The following is a 16,791-nucleotide window of genomic DNA, read 5'->3' on the forward strand; positions in this document are numbered from 1 at the left end:
CCTGATTCCACTATGCAATAAAACGACTAGTGGACTGCAGCGGTTTTGATAACGCAAGGTCCGACCTGGTCTTCCACGGCGTGTTGAACATCACTGCGCAGTCCGAGTAGAAAGGCCAGTTCAGCCATAACGAACAGCGGTCCGATGGCGAGTCCCATTACATCGTCCAGGAAAGCAGGCTTTCGACGTTCGTAAATGTGGCCAACGAACTGAATAATCCAACCGACCACGAACAGGCCAATACCCCAGGCGAGCCATTGTGCGGTTGAGATCAAAGCAATGTGTTGGGCGCCCCACAAGCACAGGCCCAGGAACAGCGCCATCGCAACACCGAAGCGAAAGTCCAGTCTGAAATAATAAAACTGTGCGGCAAGGGCAACTAGCAGGGCGGGAGAAATTAAAAAGCCGGTGAGATTGACGCCGGGACGGGATAACAAAATGGTCACTGCAAACACAATCATGGGAATACCGATGAAATGGGAAAACACGTTGCGCTTGTCCCGGTGATAGGCAGCATATTGAGTGAGTTGTTGATTTAACGTTTTCATTATTATGGTCTCGCTCTTCCGGTCTATTGCTAGAATATATCAGCAGCGGGCAGAGTGCCACCAACTGCGCAGGGGGCAGCGATAACCGGTCTAATCTCTTTAGTTTGCGGTTTTATTCGTCCAGGAATGAAAAGAGGCAACCGCGCTAAACGCCGGCTGCCTTTGAGGTACTTACTGGGTTTTTTGGCAAGTAGACTTGATAAAACGGACTATTCAAATAATTCCGTACGGAAATAAGGGGCGGGTCGCTCTTCCATGACCTCGAACGTCTTGTGGCTGGTGTAGGTTTTGCCGAATTGGTCCTGGGTAGTGATTTTCACTGTGTGAATGCCGTTTTCCAGATCAGCGGGAATGTCGATTGCCCAGATATGATTGGAAGATTCGGTCCAATTGGAACGGCTAATCGGTTGAGGGTCGGCGGTGCCGTAATGAGAGCCGCGGAATTGTTCAAAGCCCTGGGTGCGCTCATTTCCGGATTCGCTTTTAGCAGCATAACGGAAGACATACATTTGCTTCTTCAGTGCAAACGGATCCAGAGACACCGCTTTGCCTTCGCCATTGCCGGATTGCGTACGTTGAGCCTGCACGGCGGATTTGCCATCGATTTCAACCCAAACGCGGGAATCACGACTGCCGTTCCAGACGTTAATCATAAGCTGAGTACCACCGGCCAGATCGTCTGCGGTGAGGATGCTGGTATCTGCAAGGTCGTTGATGTTGACCGGCGGTGTCTCAGGACGGCTCGCAGAAGGCATTGAAGCCCAGTCTTTCATGGTTTGATACCAGCCCAGGAATGTGGGCGAGAGAAAATCAACGGACATTTGCTCCTGTTCGGACTTGGCTGCTGCTTTAAACCGGTTGGAATAGCTGTTGCCATGGAACTCAAAAATCAGATAGCCCCGAGGTGCCCCCAATTTTTGTATTGACATGGGCAAATTGAACTCATCAATATCGCCGGACCACCAGGAACCGGATGTTGCCCCGGTAATAATATGCGGGAATGGCGTTGGTCCCAGTCCCAATGATTCCTGCCACCCTTCGTAATATTCACCGGGTAAAAAGTTTTCCAGAGTATGGGTGTGCCCGCTGAGTGCAACGGCGGGTCGGTTGCCCACCAGATCATATAGCCATTGTGCGTTGTCGGTCTGGTGTTTGGTTGATGTCATATCCACATAGGAAACCAGCGGAACGTGCATGCTGAACACCAATAATTTGTCTTCTGGCACCAGTGCAAGATCGTTCGCCAGCCATTCCATTTGTGCAGCATCGATAATGCCGTTGTAGGTTGGCGCTGTCTGCGGATCATTACAGAAATCATGTTTGCCATCTGCATTATCAATATCCGGAGTACAGGGGTAACGCATGTTATCCAGTGTGACGAAGTGGACATCACCAATATCAAATGAGTAGTAGCTCGGCCCCCATTCCCGTTTAAACGTATCCAGGCTGTTTTCATCCGTGGGTGCATCGAAGTTCAGGTCGTGGTTGCCGGGAACAAAATAAACCGGCTTACCCACAGCACTCATAATGCGTTTGAAGCGAGGGTAGAGGCCGAGGTCGTCGCCCATAATGTCGCCTTCAATTAAAACGATTTCCAGATCGTCACGCATGGCAAGTTCATTGGCCAGGGAATCACGAACATAGCCAACTTCGTTATTCGAATAAGGTTGAGGATCCCCGGACACCGCTATTTTGAAATGCTTCTTATACGCGCCCCGCACCATTGGAAAATTAATCGCTTTGGGTTGAGGGCCGGTTGCCGGCAGCCCGTCAAATTGCATTTGCGGTGACCCTTGGGGCATGTGGTGATAGTAGAATTGAGGAATATTATCCTGGTCAACAGGGAGCTCAAAGCCAGCAGGCTTGGTGACGAATACGGTAAAATTTTTCAGTCCGCCTGTTTTGGCCGGCAAGGTATATTGGCCTTTGTTGTCTGTAAGAACAACGTCTTTGCCGTTGGAAACCATAACGCCGGAGATACCTTGTTCGCGACGATCCAGTTTTCCGTTTCTATTGCGGTCTTCAAAAACGGTACCCTTAACGAACTTACGGGTCAGCTTTCCGTTTTTGGAGGCAATGGTTTCTACTTCTGCACGATAGGTGTCGGACTGATGTGGCGGGTTCCACCTTTCATGAGATTGACGTGTTTGAGCGAGCGTCGGAATGCTGGTACCCGCCAGCAATGCAGTCCCCAGTGAAATACCAACAGCCAATTTTTTTATTCTGAACATGAGAGCTCCTATAGAAAAGACAGCGAACCAGGAAGGGAGGCTCACAAGATACGGTAATTAAATTTCGTCCTTTGGACATATTTTTAACGATTCACTTTCAACTTGATGAACGTAAGAAGTCAGAGTGAAAAACGAACATAGGACGGATAATTCAAAGGGTGTTCATTTCGATGTAATAGAGATGAACTAACATGCTCAATAATATTCCGAATTGGATAAGCAGCCTGTCATGATAGAAAAACGTAAGGTATCGGTGGGGAATGAACCGCTTTTCCACTTTCTGGTTTTGGGGGCGGTGGTGTTTGTTATAAGCGCATGGTTGCAGGACGAGCAAGCAGAGAAGCAAGTTCGTTTGCCTCTCGAAACCAGACAACAGTTTATTGAGCGATATCAAAAAGAGCATGGACAGTCACCAGAAACTGAGGCATTACAGGATTTTGAAAAAAACTGGATTAAAGAGGAAGTGTTGTACAAAGAAGGTCTTGCAATGGGACTGGATCAGCACGACCCGGTAGTGCGTGAGCGGGTTATTAAAAAGATGCAGTTGTTGTTTGCCGGTCAACCTGAGCTGACAGAGCCGGAAGAAAGCGAGTTAGAGCGGTTTTTGCAACAGCATCGACAGCGCTACGCAGAATCCCCCCGTTATGGCTTTCTCGCACTCCCGGCCAGTTCGTCTGCCGAGCAAGACCGGTTGCTGCTGCGGGCCTTGAATAATGGCGCAGATCCGGCGGCTTTGCAGCTACAGGTGCAACAGGTTGAAGGTAAAAACCCGGCCTATTTAAGTGCTGTGTGGGGGGCAGACCTGGTTCAGTGGCTGAATGCACTTTCACCGGATCAACAATGGCGGAGAGTCGCGCTCAAAGACCGCACCTGGCTGCTTAATTATCAGACCCACCAGCCGGAAATGCTGCCGCCGCTAAAGGTGTTGCGGCCCAGGCTCATGGCCGACTGGCAAAAACAACAACGCATCCGACAGATCGACAGTCAAGTGGCGAACCTGCAACAAAACTATCAGGTAATCTGGAGTGATTAGAGCGTCAGGTGATAAATAATATATTGAATTATAAAAATTTAGTTTGATTTTGCGGTGTTTCAGACAGATATTATCCCCCATTGGTCGGGTTTTTATCTACAATGCACAGCGAGGGGCGCCAAACCCCGTTCTTATGTAGCATCATGATAAAGAAGCGTTATTAATCTGATGAAAACCAAAGACCGAATTTTGCAAGCCAGCCTTAAGTTATTTAATGAGAAGGGGGAGCGCAATGTTTCCACCAATCATATTGCCGCAAACCTCGGCATTAGTCCGGGCAATCTTTATTATCACTACCGCAATAAAAATGAAATTGTATTTCAGTTGTTCCTGAAATATCAGGAGGAAGTGCAGGAATTTCTGGCTGTGCCTGCCCATCGTCCGATTACTTACCAGGACAAAGTTCAGTATTTTGAAGCCATTTTGGGCAGTATGTGGGACTACCGTTTTTTACACCGGGATTTGCATCAGCTGTTGCTGGAAAATGACGGGCTAAGGCTCGCCTACCGTAACTTTTCAATCCGCACGGTCAGCGATGGTCGCGAGATTCTGTCTACGATGGTCAGCGCCGGCTTGATGAAGGCGACGCCGGAACAGGTGGATGCCTTGATAGTTAATATCTGGGTGACTGTTGTCTCCTGGTCCTCCTTTTTGCAAACCACATCAATACAGCCTGACGGTGGCACCAGCATGGGACGCGATATGTTAAAACGCGCTATATTCCAGATTATCTCACTGGAAGAACCCTATTTGTGCGACTCCATCAAGCCTTTGCTCCCCGCACTGAAGCAAAAATATCTAGGCGGTTTGTCTTCAGATCCACTGGCATTGTTTCCCTCCTTGTTGACGGATGTGGATCAGCTTTAAAGGTGTAGCCTTGAGAACGGCCTTTAATCCGAACGCTGTGCCAACCAGTCTGCGGTAATGGTCCAGGTGTGCTCTTGCGCCTTCCCGCCGGCAAATACACCGGCATGGCCGCCGGGCACTTCCATAAAAGTGCGGTCTTCTGTGTTTACTAAATCCATGATTTTCCTGGCTGCTTCCACGCTGACGATGTTGTCGCTTTTACCCGCGAAAGCCAGCAGGTTACTGCGGATGCTGGTCAAATCTGAACGGTGCTTGCCGATCATGGCACTGCCGTCTGCGAGGGAATTTTTAATGCCAAAGTCGAATATCAGTTGCTGGACGGTGGCGCCGGGATAGTCCGGCATATTATTGAACCACTCACGGGTAGTGAGATGGGCAGTGACGTAGTCACGATCAGAAAGGTTACGTACAAGATCAATGTAGCTGACAACCCCCGCCAATGGGTTGGTCATCTTGAACATCACTGACAGGATATCACCCGGAACATGAAAGCGTTGGCTGTCGCGGAAATATTCCGGTATCGGCACGCGGCGGGTGCTTTGTTTTACCCAGCGAAGCACTTTGCCGTAGACGTGGCTGGCATGAAAATCGATGGGGCTGGCGATGGTAACAATATTGCGGATTTGGCCGCGGTCATGAGCACCGGCCCAGAGCAGGGTGAGTAACCCTCCCATGCAATAGCCGACCATCGATATTTGCTGCTGGCCACTATGCTCTTGAACCTGTTCTACGGCCTTGCTCAACCAATGATTGACGTAAGTATCAATGGACAGCCCGGCATCGGATTTTGAGGGTGCGCCCCAACATACCAGATACACCTGAAACCCCCGTGCGTTGAGAAAACGCACCCAGCTACGCTCGGCCATCAAATCGTAAATCCAGTGGTACACGCCTAACGGCGGGACTAGGAGGATCGGAGTGCGGTGTTGCTGTTGGTCGGGAACGATCGCATCACCATCCAATACAAAAGGCGTTTCATCCTGTTGGGGGTAAAAACGCAATTCCATTAAACCATCACTGAATAAAACGTCGTGGCTGGTTTTATCCGAGACGATGAACTTTTCTGTTTGTGTCCGGCGTTCAATCGCATTGCGGACAAAAAAATAAGATCGCGTTAACAGCCCTGGATTGCGCATAGTCGATACCAAAGTCAAAAAAATTAATAAACGATAAGCGCTGATACGATACCGGTCACGGCGGATAAAGCAATGACTGATTGACATCGATTTTTACGTCACTTTTGCATGGGGAATGGGTGAACTGTCAGTCATCCGTCTTTATCGAAGCGCTTCTTAGAGCCACAGGTTATATGAAAATCGCCTATCTGGGATATTAATACAAAGGCCCTGATTGATTACGAAATACTACATAGTTAAATGGTGAGAAGTCGATTCACTCCCTATTATTAGAGTCGTAGTAGATTCCCCACCGGCGAGCAGATGCGATTTAGAGTTCTAGTTTTATTGCTGTTGTTGAGCTCAGCGACTGCCAACCTCCAAGCCCAGGCGCTTGTATTGGATCCTCTGATTCAGGGAGCCCCTTTGGGCAAATACATGTCGTTTTGGGTTGACGAGGTTGGTGATGCAGACTTACAAAAAGTTATTAGGCAGGCGGATTGGCTGCCGAGTGCCGAGACCGTTCCTAATCACGGGTTGTCCCGCAAGGCATTCTGGTTCCGCCTGCAGGTGCAGAATAACAATCGGTTGGAAAACTGGTTGTTGGAAATATCCAATCCCCTGCTGGATGAACTCGACTTTTATTTAGTCTCGGATGACGGACTGCTGCTGTCAGAGCACCATATGGGGATTGCCCGTCCGAATAGCGGGAGGCAGCTTGTCCATCGTCTGAACCTTGTGCCTCTCGACATGCCCGGGGACGGCCATTTTACCATTTACCTGAGGGTGATAAGTCATCACTCAATGCAATTGCCTGCCTCACTGTGGTCAATGGAACGTTTCATTGAGCACTCGGAAGCAGGCAGTGTGGTGGTGGGCATGTTGGCTGGCGCCCTGGCGATTATGTTGTTGTATAACTTTTTTCTGTATACGGCCATTCGTGATCCCATTTATCTGGTGTATGTCTGCGGAGTGTGTAGTTTTCTGGTGCTGCAGATTTCACTTAAAGGGTTAGGCTATCGCTTTCTTTGGGGTGAATTTTCCGCCTGGTCCCAGGTGTCTACATTTCTCTCTGCTTATTGCGCCTTATTTTTCGCAACGACGTTCGCGATGTGGTTCCTGAAACTAAAACAGCGTGGCTTTCGCTTGCTGTGGGCGATAAACCTGGTGCGTTACAGTGCCATTGGAGCGTTGCTGATGTTGCCGGTTTTGGATCGGTATTGGAACCTGTATATCGTTGCTTTGCTCGCCATTAGTGTGATCTGCGTCGGCTTTATCGCTATTTTCACCTATTACAAATCAGGTGACCGCCCCATCAAGATATTCATCGCCGCCTGGGTGGTATTTTTATTGGGTGTGTTGCTCTATATATTCAATAAACTGGGCTGGATTTCGGTCAACGTGTGGACAGAGCAAACCATAGCCCTAGGCATGATTACCGAGATGATTCTGTTCAGTATTGCGCTAGGTGACCGTATCAATACAGAAAAAGCACAGGCTTTAGCCGCCCGTGAGAAAGTGCTGCTGTCCTTGGAGTCGGAACAGGAGGAAATGCAGAGACTACTTCAGATCGAAGCAATGGAATTGAATGCCAAAGAATTATCACTCCAGGTACAGCTGAAAAACAACGCGCAATTAGAGCAGTCTATAGAGCAGCGAACCGGTGACTTAAGGCAGGCCGCGGAAAAATTGCGAGAATTGGTGCGCTTGGATCCTCTGACTCAGGTGTATAACCGGCACTTTTTTAATGAGCAAATCGCTGAGCATTTTGAAACTGCAAAACACCACAATCGCTTCATTTCCTTGCTAATGATTGATGTGGACCATTTCAAAGCAGTCAATGATCAATGGGGCCACGCAATTGGCGACAAATGTTTGTGTGCGGTAGCCGCTAGGATAAGCCGTCTGTTGGGCGATACCGGTCACAAGCTATTCCGGTTTGGTGGCGAGGAATTTGTCGTACTCATGCCGGGAGCGGATCCTAAGCAGGGTTATCTGCTGGGGGATGCGATCTGCGAGCAGGTTTCCACAGTTAATCTGGCCGATCAGAGCGGGCCGGACAGGGTAACGGTCAGTATTGGTGTTGCCGGCTTTACGCCCGAGGCCAGTCAACGCTCCGAACAGTTGGTGGGGATGGCGGACACGGCTCTTTATCGTGCGAAGCAATCCGGCCGTAACCGGGTGCAACTTGCACTTGAAAACGGGGGACAGTTGCGTGCCTAATCTCATCGCCCGTTTTTCCCTACTGCTGTTGTTGCTGGTTTTCGCCAGCACCGGCTTTGCCGCGAACGGAGTTCAAGGGCGTTGGTCGATATTGCAAGATCAGGATTTTACTTTGCACCAAGTGCAGTCAGCGGATAACGAGTGGCAGCAATCAAAGTGGGATTCTCCCAATCTGGGTTTTACCTCCAAAACCTATTGGTTTCGTTTGCAGATCGATGCCGATGAGCTAAAGGCGGGTCGCTGGTATTTGTGGATACACAATGCATTGCTGACGGATGTTCAGTTCAGTGTACTTGAAAACGGGGTATTGCAAAGCGAACAGCGTGCCGGCACTCGTTACGGGGTCTACCGGCGTACGGTAAAAAATCGATTGCCTTCATTTGAATTTCTGGTTCAGGAAAATGCCGCCTACGAAATTTATCTAAAAGTAACCTCCACCAGCGCACTGCAGATTCCAGCACAAGTAGTGGAGGAATCCGAATATATTACCAAAAAAGAACTTAACGATACCACTTTGGGTGTTTTCCTTGGGATTTTGGTCGCCATGGCCTTGTATAACTTCGTGTTGTATTTGACTGTGAAAGACAAAACATTTTTGATGTACGTAGCTCATGTCTGTTGTTTTGTTTTTTTTGTTCTGAGCTGGCAGGGTATTGGCCCGGATTACCTTTGGGTAGGGTGGGTCGAATTTCAGCAGCGCAGTATTTCCATTGCGACTTTTCTTGCCATTGCCTTTTCTATGTTGTTTTGTGGCGAATTTCTGAAAATAAAAGCCGCGAATTTTTCGGGCTATAAAATCTTTAATTTGGTGCGTAACCTGGGCTTGCTGGGCGCGTTAATGACTCCGTTTATGAATGAACAATGGGCCATTATTATTGCCTCAACCTTAACTTTTCCTGCGGTAATTCTTGTGTTACAGGCCATGTGGTCTTGCGCTTCCTTTCGTTACCGGCCAACCCGCCTTTTTGTTCTGGGTTGGATGCTGTATGTATTCGGGGCATTCAGTATGGGATTGAATAAATTCGGTTTTGTTCAGGTGCTGCCAGCGACTGAGAATATGGTGTTGTGGGGTGCTGTTCTGGATATGATTTTGTTGTGTATTGCGCTGGGCGACAAATACCATGAAGAACGCAACTTGAAAATAGAGGCGCAGGAGCAAGTCATCGGGGCAGTGCAAAAAGAAGCCGACTTGAAACAGCTTGCCATGATCAAGGAAAAGCAGGCCAGACAGGCAATGGCAAAGGCGGTGGACGCTCAGGAAGCCTACGCTTTGGTACTGGAGCGGCGCGTGGCAGAACGAACCCGGGAGTTGAAAGACACGCTGCAAGAGCTGGAGTTGATCAGTGAGCGGGATGCGTTAACCAAGTTAAAGAACCGCCGCTTTTTCAACTCCGCGTTAGAGAAAGAAATTGAAAAAGGCCAACGCTTGAATACGGCATTCGCCATATTAATGATTGATATTGACCACTTTAAATCGGTCAACGATAGCTGTGGCCATATTGCCGGTGATGAGTGCATTCAAGCGGTCGCGCAGTTGTTGCAGCGCAATTTGCGGCGATCAGAGGATTTGGTTTGCCGGTATGGTGGTGAAGAATTTGTCGCCCTGCTCTCCAACTGCGATGAAAACAGAGCGATGAAAATGGCAGAGGAACTACGAGCCCGTGTCGCCGAATGCCCGATATCCTGCGCCGGACAGCGGATCATGGTGACGGTGAGTATTGGCGTGCTGGCGGCCACACCGGCCAGGAAGCTGGTCCAGGACCAGTTGATTAACGAAGCGGATATGGCGCTCTACGAAGCGAAAACCATGGGCCGAAATTGCATTTGCCTGGCCAGCGGATAGGCGCCTCATTTAAGCCCCGTGTGTGATAGCATAGGATGAGTTCACAATCAGGGACACCAGTATGTTTTCCATTACCTTTCAATCTGGCACACTCAATGTCAGCACCTTAAAACGCCCCTTTAGATACCTCGCCAGGTAATCCATGCTCAATCTGGAAGAAATCGCGTTGTTCTGTCCATACTGCGGCGAATCAATCCAGCTGCTGATTGATTGCAGTGTTGAAGAGCAAACTTACACCGAAGATTGTCAGGTTTGTTGTCAGCCGATGCTGGTCGGAGTGGTGGTGGACGAAAGCGAGGAGGGGCAGGTCGCGGTCCATCTACGGCGTGAAGACGAATAGCTTATGTTATACGATCAACCCCTGCTAGCGTGCCACGAGTGCGACACTCTGGTGAATCGGGTCGCTCTGAAGTCCGGGCAGAAGCTGGTTTGCCCTCGTTGCAATGCGACATTGCAAAAGGCCGGCAAAGACACAACGGCCAAAGGACTTGCTCTGAGCCTGACCGCCTTGATCCTGATGCCGCCGGCCTATCTATTGCCAATACTGACGTTCAATATGCTCGGCTCCAACACCGTGGACACCGTTGCCAAGGGCGTGGGGCATTTGTTTGAGGAAGGCTTCTGGTTTATGGGCCTGCTGGTATTGCTGTGCAGTATGGTCGCGCCGGTAGCGCAGGCCGGATTAATCCTGTTGATCAGTTTGCTGGTCCGAATGCAACGCTACAACGGGCTGTTAATCAACTTGCTGAAAGCGCAACGGAAAATAAAAAAGTGGGGCATGCTGGAGGTTTATCTCCTGGGTATCTTGGTGGCCTATGTGAAACTGATTGAGGACGGCGAGGTATACTTTGGCGTGGGATTGTTCTGCTTTTGCAGCGTGCTGCTGGCCACCACCCTCAATGCGGTTTTATTTGATGCCTCCGTGATCTGGGAGCGTATTGGCCAGCAGCGACAGCGGGTGGCGGCATGAGCACAGCGCGCAGCCGGGGATTGGTGTTGTGTCATGAATGCCAGTTGCTGGTGCGCAAACCGGCGCAGGGCAAAGGCGTTTGCCCCCGCTGTGACAGTCGGCTGCATTCCCGGATCCCTGCCAGTTATTCCCGTACCTGGGCTCTTATTATCACCGCTTGGATTCTCATGTTTCCGGCTAATCTGTACCCGATAATGACGGTAGTGTATCTGGGGGATGGTGACCCCGATACGATCTTGTCCGGTGTGATCAAGCTGGCAGAAGAGGGCATGTTACCCATTGCTGTTTTGGTATTTATTGCCAGTATTGTTGTACCGGTGTTAAAACTGGTGGGTATCATGCTGTTATTGTTCACTGTGCAGTTCAAATGGCGGCTCAGTAAAAAGCAATGCACGGTGCTCTATCGTATCATCGAAGTTATTGGTGCCTGGTCGATGCTGGACTTGTTTATGATTTCTATTCTGGTCACCCTGGTGGATTTGGGTACCGTAGCACAAGTCAGTGCCGGTCCTGGTGCGACCGCTTTTGCCAGCGTGGTGGTGTTAACAATGTTGGCTGCAATTACTTTTGATCCTCGTTTGCTTTGGGATTTGTTGGAAGAAAAAAATGGCTGAACCTGAATATCAAGATGCGCTGGTAAAAGAAGACAAGGCGTTTTCAATAATCTGGTTGTTACCGCTGATCGCCGTCGTTATTGGCGGTTGGTTGCTGTATCGGGCTGTGGTCGAAGCACCGATAGAAATTTCGATTAACTTCCCCAGTGGCACCGGCATGGAGGTGGGCAAAACCAAGGTGCTTTATGAAGGCATCACGGCCGGAGTGGTCACCGATATACAGTTGGATACAAAGGATATGAAAGGGGTCGTGGCGACGGTCGAAATAGATAATCGCCTTGAGGTCATACTGAAAGAGAGCACACAGTTCTGGTTGGTGCGTCCGGAAATCAGTTTGAGTGGCGTTACCGGGCTTGAGACCATCGTGACCGGTAATTACATCGGTGTAAAAATGGGAGCCGATAGTGAGCGTGCCACGCGATTCGAGGCGTTGTCAGAGCCACCGCCGATAGATACTGAAATGCCGGGCCTACATCTGACTTTGCATGCGCGGGATTTGGGGTCGATACACGCAGATGCCCCGGTATTGTACAAACAAATCACCGTTGGAAGCGTTACCCAGTATCAACTTGACCAGGATAACGACCGGGTCGAAATCAGCGTCCATATTAAACCGGAGTATGTCGATCTGGTGCGCGCTAGTTCCCGCTTCTGGAATGTCAGCGGGATTCAGGTCAACGCCGATCTGAGTGGCCTGGATATCCGGGCCGAGTCCCTGATCAGTATGGTGCAGGGGGGGATTACCTTCGACTCCGGGGAGCCGAGTGATGGCAATCCAGCCGCAAGCAATAATGATGAATATATTTTGTATAAGGACTATGACGCTGCACAACGAGGGGTGGATGCAGAAATCGTATTTCGGCCACCGCAACAGCTGAATGCCGGAAAAACCAAAATAATGCTCAACGGGTTTGAGGTCGGTACGGTTAAAGCGGCCAAGCTAACGGAAGATAACAGTGCTGTAACGGCGAGCGTGAGCTTCCATCCGATGGTAGAAGAATATCTGACGGAAAATACGCGCTTTTGGTTGGTGAAACCGGAGATATCGCTGGCCGGTGTCAGTGGTCTTGATACGTTGATCTCAGGTAGTCAAATTGAAATGGAGGTGAAAAAAGGCCAGCCTCGCCGACATTTTGTTGCCCTCAACGAGCCACCGGAAGTGGATTACAGTCGACCTGGATTACACCTGAAACTGGAAGCGACCGAATCAGGCTCGCTGAGCAGAGGTGCACCTGTTTTATATCGTCAGATGAAAGTCGGTCAGGTACAGGCCGTTTCGTTGTCTGAAAATAAAACCGGTATAGTCGCGGATATCACCATAGACGAAGAGTTTCGCAACCTGGTGAACAGCCAAACCCGTTTCTGGAATGCCAGCGGGGTTTCTGTGAGCGGGTCGCTGACCAAGATAAAAGTGAAAGCAGAATCGCTCAGTACGCTGATTCAGGGCGGCATCGCCTTTATGAATCCAGAAGCAAAAAGTGAACACAGTGTCGTGCGCAACGGTACCCTTTTTAATCTATATCGGGATTACAGCGAGGCGACGGAAGAAGGGCTTGCTGTCCAGATCCATTTGCCCAGCAGCGAAGGAGTTGAAGAGGGAACAGCGGTCAAATACCAGGGCTACCCTGTGGGCGAAGTTAAAAAACTGGAGCTGGACCCCGACCTGAGCGGGTTGGTAGCTCATGTGGTACTGCGTCAGCATGCGGAAAAGTTTGCCGTGGCAGGCACCCGCTTTTGGCTGGTAAAGCCGGAGTTGGGCATTACCGGCGCTTCCCATCTGGAGACGCTTTTAAAAGGCCAGTATTTTAATGTGGAGCCGGGAAGCGGGGCGCCGAAATTCGATTTTCAACTGCAATTAAGCGAGCCGGGAATGGCTGTGCCGGATAGCGGAGTCAATATCGTACTGACCACACCACGACTGAATTCGATTCGGCCGGGCCTGAAGGTGTTTTATCGGGATATCGCTGTGGGTATGGTGACCGGATACTCACTGAGCGGTGAAGCTGATCAGGTGCTGGTGTTTGCCAATATCGAAGAACCATACAGCCAGCTGGTGCGTAAGGGGACCAAATTCTGGAACGCCAGCGGAATCAATATTGATGTGGGATTATTCAGTGGTGCCAGCATCCGCAGTGAATCTTTGGAAACAATCCTCGCCGGCGGTATTTCATTTGCAACGCCGCCGGGAGGCAATACCCTGCCACTGGCTGCGGGGGGTGACCGCTATATCCTGCACCAGGAGTTCGATGACGAGTGGTTGAACTGGAAGCCCAAGATCCAATTGCAGCCGGTATCGGATTAATTGCTGTACCTGTCCAATGTTGTGTATTGACCCTGGAGCCTGGACTTGCGACCGTGTAGTCTGGCCACTGCAGCCTAATTTTGAGATCATAGCCTCCCGTTTAGCAACGACAACGATTATTTGTAGTTATGGCTTCTAATAAACAAGTTAGCTTTACTGAAATCTCTGCAGGCATTTTACGTGCACTGCCCGAGGCACCGGCTTTCATTAACGGTGTCCGCACTATGCTTCAGGCCAGACCCGAAAGTAAGATGTCAATCGGCCTGCAGCTGGAAAAGCAAGCCCACCGTCGTCCATCTAACCCGGCTCTGAAATTCAGGGATCAGGTATGGAGTTATGCGGAGTTTAATAGTTGGGTGAACCGGGTCGCCGCCTTGTTCCGGCAATCGGGAGTGCAAAGCGGGGACGTGGTCGCCATTATGTCTGAGAACAGGCCCGAGATGTTGGTCTGTACTGCGGCTGCAGCCAAGCTCGGTGCCATTGCCGGCATGCTCAATTACAACCAGCGCGACGAAGTACTGGAACACAGCATTGGCTTAATCAAACCCAAGGTCATTGTCACCGGCGAAGAATGTGTCGGCGCGCTTGAATCTACTTCTTATGCCCCGCTCAATACAAAAGATGTGTTCCATTTCTGGGTAGGTGAAAACGACAACGATCGTCCCGCCGGGTTTGCCAGCCTGCAGACAGAGTCAGAGCGCCTGCCGGCAGTGAACCCGTCCACCACGGCTGCTGTACGCAGCAAACAGCCCTGTTTTTATATATTCACCTCCGGCACCACCGGTATGCCGAAAGCGTCCGTCATGAGCCATTCCCGCTGGCTGAAAGGGGGGGCCGGTATGGGGTTGCTAACCGCTCGACTGACAGCAGAAGATACATTCTATGTTCCGTTACCGCTGTATCACAATAATGCGCTTACCGTGAGTTGGGGTTCGGTATTGCTGAGCGGTGCCTGTATCGCTCTCACACCGAAATTCAGTGTATCCCGGTTCTGGGACGAAGTTCGCAGCTACAATGCCACCGGATTTTGTTACATCGGTGAATTATGCCGTTACCTGTTAAACCAGGAGCCGACTGCGCAGGACGCCCAACATAACGTGCGGGTGGTGGTCGGTAATGGCCTGCGTCCGGAAATCTGGATGGAATTTAAAAATCGCTTTGGTATCGAGCGTATCTGCGAATTTTACGGCGCCAGTGAGTGTAATCTGGCGTTTGTGAACAGCTTCGATGTGGATTGTACAGCGGGCTTTTGCCCATTGCCGTTTGCTGTGGTTGAATGCGATCCGGAGACGGAAGAACCGGTTCGGGATTCGCAGAACCGGATGAAAAAGGTTGCCACTGGCGGTGTTGGATTGTTGATAACCAAGATTAACAAACTGGCGCCTTTCGATGGCTATACCGATGCCAAGGCCAGTGAGAAAAAAATCCTGCACGATGTATTCAAAAATGGCGACAGCTGGTTTAACACCGGAGATCTGGTGCGGGATCAGGGTTATAAACATATTCAGTTCGTTGACCGGCTCGGTGACACTTTCCGCTGGAAGGGCGAGAATGTGGCTACCACTGAAGTGGAAGCGGCCTTTAAACATGTAGACCAGATAGATCAGGCTGTGGTGTACGGGGTTCAGGTGCCCAATTGCGATGGGCGTGCGGGCATGGCTGCAATTACCATGCAAAACGGTGAAAACCTGGATACGCTGGCACTGGCCGAGACGCTGTTTAATGCGCTACCCGGTTATGCGATACCCCTTTTTGTACGGATACGGACGGAACACGAAATTACCGGCACCTTCAAAAACCGCAAAGTGGAATTAAAGAACGAAGGATTTGATTTGCAGAAGGTGTCTGAGCCCCTGTACATGCTGGACAGCAGCGCCCGTAACTATGTGCCCTTGACCGCCGCTATGCAGCAACAGATTGACTCAGGCGATGTGCGCGTGTAATGCAGTGACCACCGGCAGACTTTAATTAGCCAACAAACCAGCCTATAGTACTAGTGTCATTCCGAACCCGGGAGCCGCGATGTTAGTCATCAGACTGGCGCAGGCGCAAGATCTGGATGCTATTATTCAATTGGCTAGAACCTCGGGCGGTGGATTAACCAATCTGCCGCTGGATCGTTCTACCTTGTCTGAAAAACTTTCCCGCGCCGTGCATACCCACCAGCACATGAACAGCTTTGGTGACGGGTTGTTCTGGTTTGTGCTGGAAGACCTGAATACCGGTAACATCGTTGGTGTGTCCGGAATTGAATCCGCTATCGGCCTCGACCAAGCCTGTTATACCTATCGTGTGGGCACTATTGTGCACGCCTCTACCAACCTGAATATCTATCATCAGTTTCCCACTTTATTTCTGACTAACGACCACAGCGGTTGTAGTGAGCTTTGCTCGTTGTATCTCGATCCCACCTTCCGTCACAGTAAAATCGGAGCGCTCCTTTCCAAAGCACGATTTTTATTTATGGCGCAATATCCCCAGTTATTTGCAGCGAAGGTAATTGCCGAGTTGAGAGGCTATCTGGATGAAACCGGGTCATCGCCTTTTTGGGAAGGGCTGGGCCGGCATTTTTTTGATATGGATTTTTCCCAGGCCGATTATTTAACCGCGGTCAACCGCAAGCAGTTTATAGCGGAGTTAATGCCGCGCTATCCCTTTTACACCAATTTTCTACCGGCAAGCGCCCGTAGTGTCATCGGCAAAGTCCATGCAGACACCCGCCCCGCAAAAAAGCTGCTGGAGCAGGAAGGGTTTCGTTATGAAGGCTGTATCGATATTTTTGATGCCGGGCCCACACTGGAGTGTTATGTGGATAGGGTGCGAGCGATCCGGGACAGCTATCTGGCAACGATGTTACAAATACAGGCTTTGGATGGTTATCCGTTATTGGTGTGCAACCCGGACCGGCTGCAATTCCGCTGTGCCTTATTATGGCCGGGGGAGTCCGGGGTGCACGCGACGTCCACGGAGTCGCTGTGGTCTGAACTTAAACTCAACCAAGAACAAAAAGCCCGCTGTATTTTGTTGAACAGGGATGGAATTTAA

13 protein-coding genes are annotated in these 16,791 nt (G+C 50.2%); 10 read left to right on the forward strand and 3 right to left on the reverse strand.

Annotation, left to right across the window (positions count from 1 at the left end):
- Positions 1 to 26: 26 nt before the first annotated feature.
- Both FT643_RS08535 and FT643_RS08540 read right to left on the reverse strand, forming a co-directional pair.
- Positions 27 to 548, reverse strand: a complete 522-nt coding sequence (locus tag FT643_RS08535) for an Mpo1 family 2-hydroxy fatty acid dioxygenase (protein WP_156870955.1) — start codon at positions 546 to 548, stop codon at positions 27 to 29.
- A gap of 209 nt (positions 549 to 757) precedes the next feature.
- The gene (locus FT643_RS08540; protein ID WP_156870956.1) at positions 758 to 2,779 is read right to left on the reverse strand and encodes a calcineurin-like phosphoesterase C-terminal domain-containing protein; all 2,022 of its coding nucleotides are present in this window, start codon (positions 2,777 to 2,779) and stop codon (positions 758 to 760) included.
- 229 nt (positions 2,780 to 3,008) lie between these two features.
- Here FT643_RS08540 and FT643_RS08545 point away from each other — a divergent pair, with 229 nt between their 5' ends.
- Complete coding sequence (locus FT643_RS08545) at positions 3,009 to 3,812, forward strand: hypothetical protein (protein ID WP_156870957.1); 804 nt, start codon at positions 3,009 to 3,011, stop codon at positions 3,810 to 3,812.
- A 168-nt stretch (positions 3,813 to 3,980) separates the two neighbouring features.
- Complete coding sequence (locus FT643_RS08550) at positions 3,981 to 4,679, forward strand: TetR/AcrR family transcriptional regulator (protein ID WP_156870958.1); 699 nt, start codon at positions 3,981 to 3,983, stop codon at positions 4,677 to 4,679.
- A gap of 23 nt (positions 4,680 to 4,702) precedes the next feature.
- Here FT643_RS08550 and FT643_RS08555 read toward each other — a convergent pair whose 3' ends face one another.
- A complete protein-coding gene (locus FT643_RS08555) occupies positions 4,703 to 5,902 on the reverse strand; it encodes an alpha/beta fold hydrolase (RefSeq protein WP_156870959.1) in 1,200 nt (399 codons plus the stop codon).
- A gap of 291 nt (positions 5,903 to 6,193) precedes the next feature.
- On the opposite strand from FT643_RS08555, the gene FT643_RS08560 reads away from it, so the two are divergent.
- The 8 genes from FT643_RS08560 (at position 6,194) to astA (ending at position 16,791) form a co-directional block, all read left to right on the forward strand.
- A complete protein-coding gene (locus FT643_RS08560; RefSeq protein ID WP_198043415.1) occupies positions 6,194 to 8,017 on the forward strand; it encodes a sensor domain-containing diguanylate cyclase in 1,824 nt (607 codons plus the stop codon).
- On the forward strand, positions 8,010 to 9,860 hold the full coding sequence (locus FT643_RS08565; protein WP_198043416.1) for a sensor domain-containing diguanylate cyclase: 1,851 nt from the start codon (positions 8,010 to 8,012) through the stop codon (positions 9,858 to 9,860). The genes FT643_RS08560 and FT643_RS08565 overlap by 8 nt, the downstream gene beginning before the upstream one ends.
- A gap of 142 nt (positions 9,861 to 10,002) precedes the next feature.
- Positions 10,003 to 10,200, forward strand: coding sequence for a CPXCG motif-containing cysteine-rich protein (locus FT643_RS08570; protein ID WP_156870962.1), 198 nt, complete (start codon positions 10,003 to 10,005; stop codon positions 10,198 to 10,200).
- A 3-nt stretch (positions 10,201 to 10,203) separates the two neighbouring features.
- On the forward strand, positions 10,204 to 10,830 hold the full coding sequence (locus FT643_RS08575) for a paraquat-inducible protein A (protein WP_156870963.1): 627 nt from the start codon (positions 10,204 to 10,206) through the stop codon (positions 10,828 to 10,830).
- Positions 10,827 to 11,444: a paraquat-inducible protein A gene (locus tag FT643_RS08580; protein WP_156870964.1), complete on the forward strand. Its 618-nt coding sequence runs from the start codon at positions 10,827 to 10,829 to the stop codon at positions 11,442 to 11,444. The genes FT643_RS08575 and FT643_RS08580 overlap by 4 nt, the downstream gene beginning before the upstream one ends.
- The gene (locus tag FT643_RS08585; RefSeq protein ID WP_156870965.1) at positions 11,437 to 13,746 is read left to right on the forward strand and encodes a PqiB family protein; all 2,310 of its coding nucleotides are present in this window, start codon (positions 11,437 to 11,439) and stop codon (positions 13,744 to 13,746) included. Before FT643_RS08580 ends, FT643_RS08585 begins: the two co-directional genes overlap by 8 nt.
- 128 nt (positions 13,747 to 13,874) lie before the next feature.
- Positions 13,875 to 15,689 carry a long-chain-acyl-CoA synthetase gene (locus tag FT643_RS08590; RefSeq protein WP_156870966.1) on the forward strand — a complete coding sequence of 605 codons (1,815 nt, stop codon included), beginning with the start codon at positions 13,875 to 13,877 and terminating at the stop codon, positions 15,687 to 15,689.
- Positions 15,690 to 15,768: 79 nt separating this feature from the next.
- Complete coding sequence (astA, locus tag FT643_RS08595) at positions 15,769 to 16,791, forward strand: arginine N-succinyltransferase (protein WP_156870967.1); 1,023 nt, start codon at positions 15,769 to 15,771, stop codon at positions 16,789 to 16,791.

It is taken from the genome of Ketobacter sp. MCCC 1A13808 (assembly GCF_009746715.1).
In the GTDB taxonomy this organism is placed as follows: Bacteria; Pseudomonadota; Gammaproteobacteria; order Pseudomonadales; family Ketobacteraceae; genus Ketobacter.

Excerpts from the sequence above, each read along its gene's own strand:
- FT643_RS08555 (WP_156870959.1), bottom strand. The coding sequence starts at position 5,902 with ATGTCAATCAGTCATTGCTTTATCCGCCGTGACCGGTATCGTATCAGC.
- FT643_RS08545 (WP_156870957.1), top strand. The coding sequence starts at position 3,009 with ATGATAGAAAAACGTAAGGTATCGGTGGGGAATGAACCGCTTTTCCAC.
- astA (WP_156870967.1), top strand. The coding sequence starts at position 15,769 with ATGTTAGTCATCAGACTGGCGCAGGCGCAAGATCTGGATGCTATTATT.
- FT643_RS08535 (WP_156870955.1), bottom strand. The coding sequence starts at position 548 with ATGAAAACGTTAAATCAACAACTCACTCAATATGCTGCCTATCACCGG.
- FT643_RS08570 (WP_156870962.1), top strand. The coding sequence starts at position 10,003 with ATGCTCAATCTGGAAGAAATCGCGTTGTTCTGTCCATACTGCGGCGAA.
- FT643_RS08580 (WP_156870964.1), top strand. The coding sequence starts at position 10,827 with ATGAGCACAGCGCGCAGCCGGGGATTGGTGTTGTGTCATGAATGCCAG.
- FT643_RS08585 (WP_156870965.1), top strand. The coding sequence starts at position 11,437 with ATGGCTGAACCTGAATATCAAGATGCGCTGGTAAAAGAAGACAAGGCG.
- FT643_RS08550 (WP_156870958.1), top strand. The coding sequence starts at position 3,981 with ATGAAAACCAAAGACCGAATTTTGCAAGCCAGCCTTAAGTTATTTAAT.
- FT643_RS08575 (WP_156870963.1), top strand. The coding sequence starts at position 10,204 with ATGTTATACGATCAACCCCTGCTAGCGTGCCACGAGTGCGACACTCTG.
- FT643_RS08590 (WP_156870966.1), top strand. The coding sequence starts at position 13,875 with ATGGCTTCTAATAAACAAGTTAGCTTTACTGAAATCTCTGCAGGCATT.
- FT643_RS08540 (WP_156870956.1), bottom strand. The coding sequence starts at position 2,779 with ATGTTCAGAATAAAAAAATTGGCTGTTGGTATTTCACTGGGGACTGCA.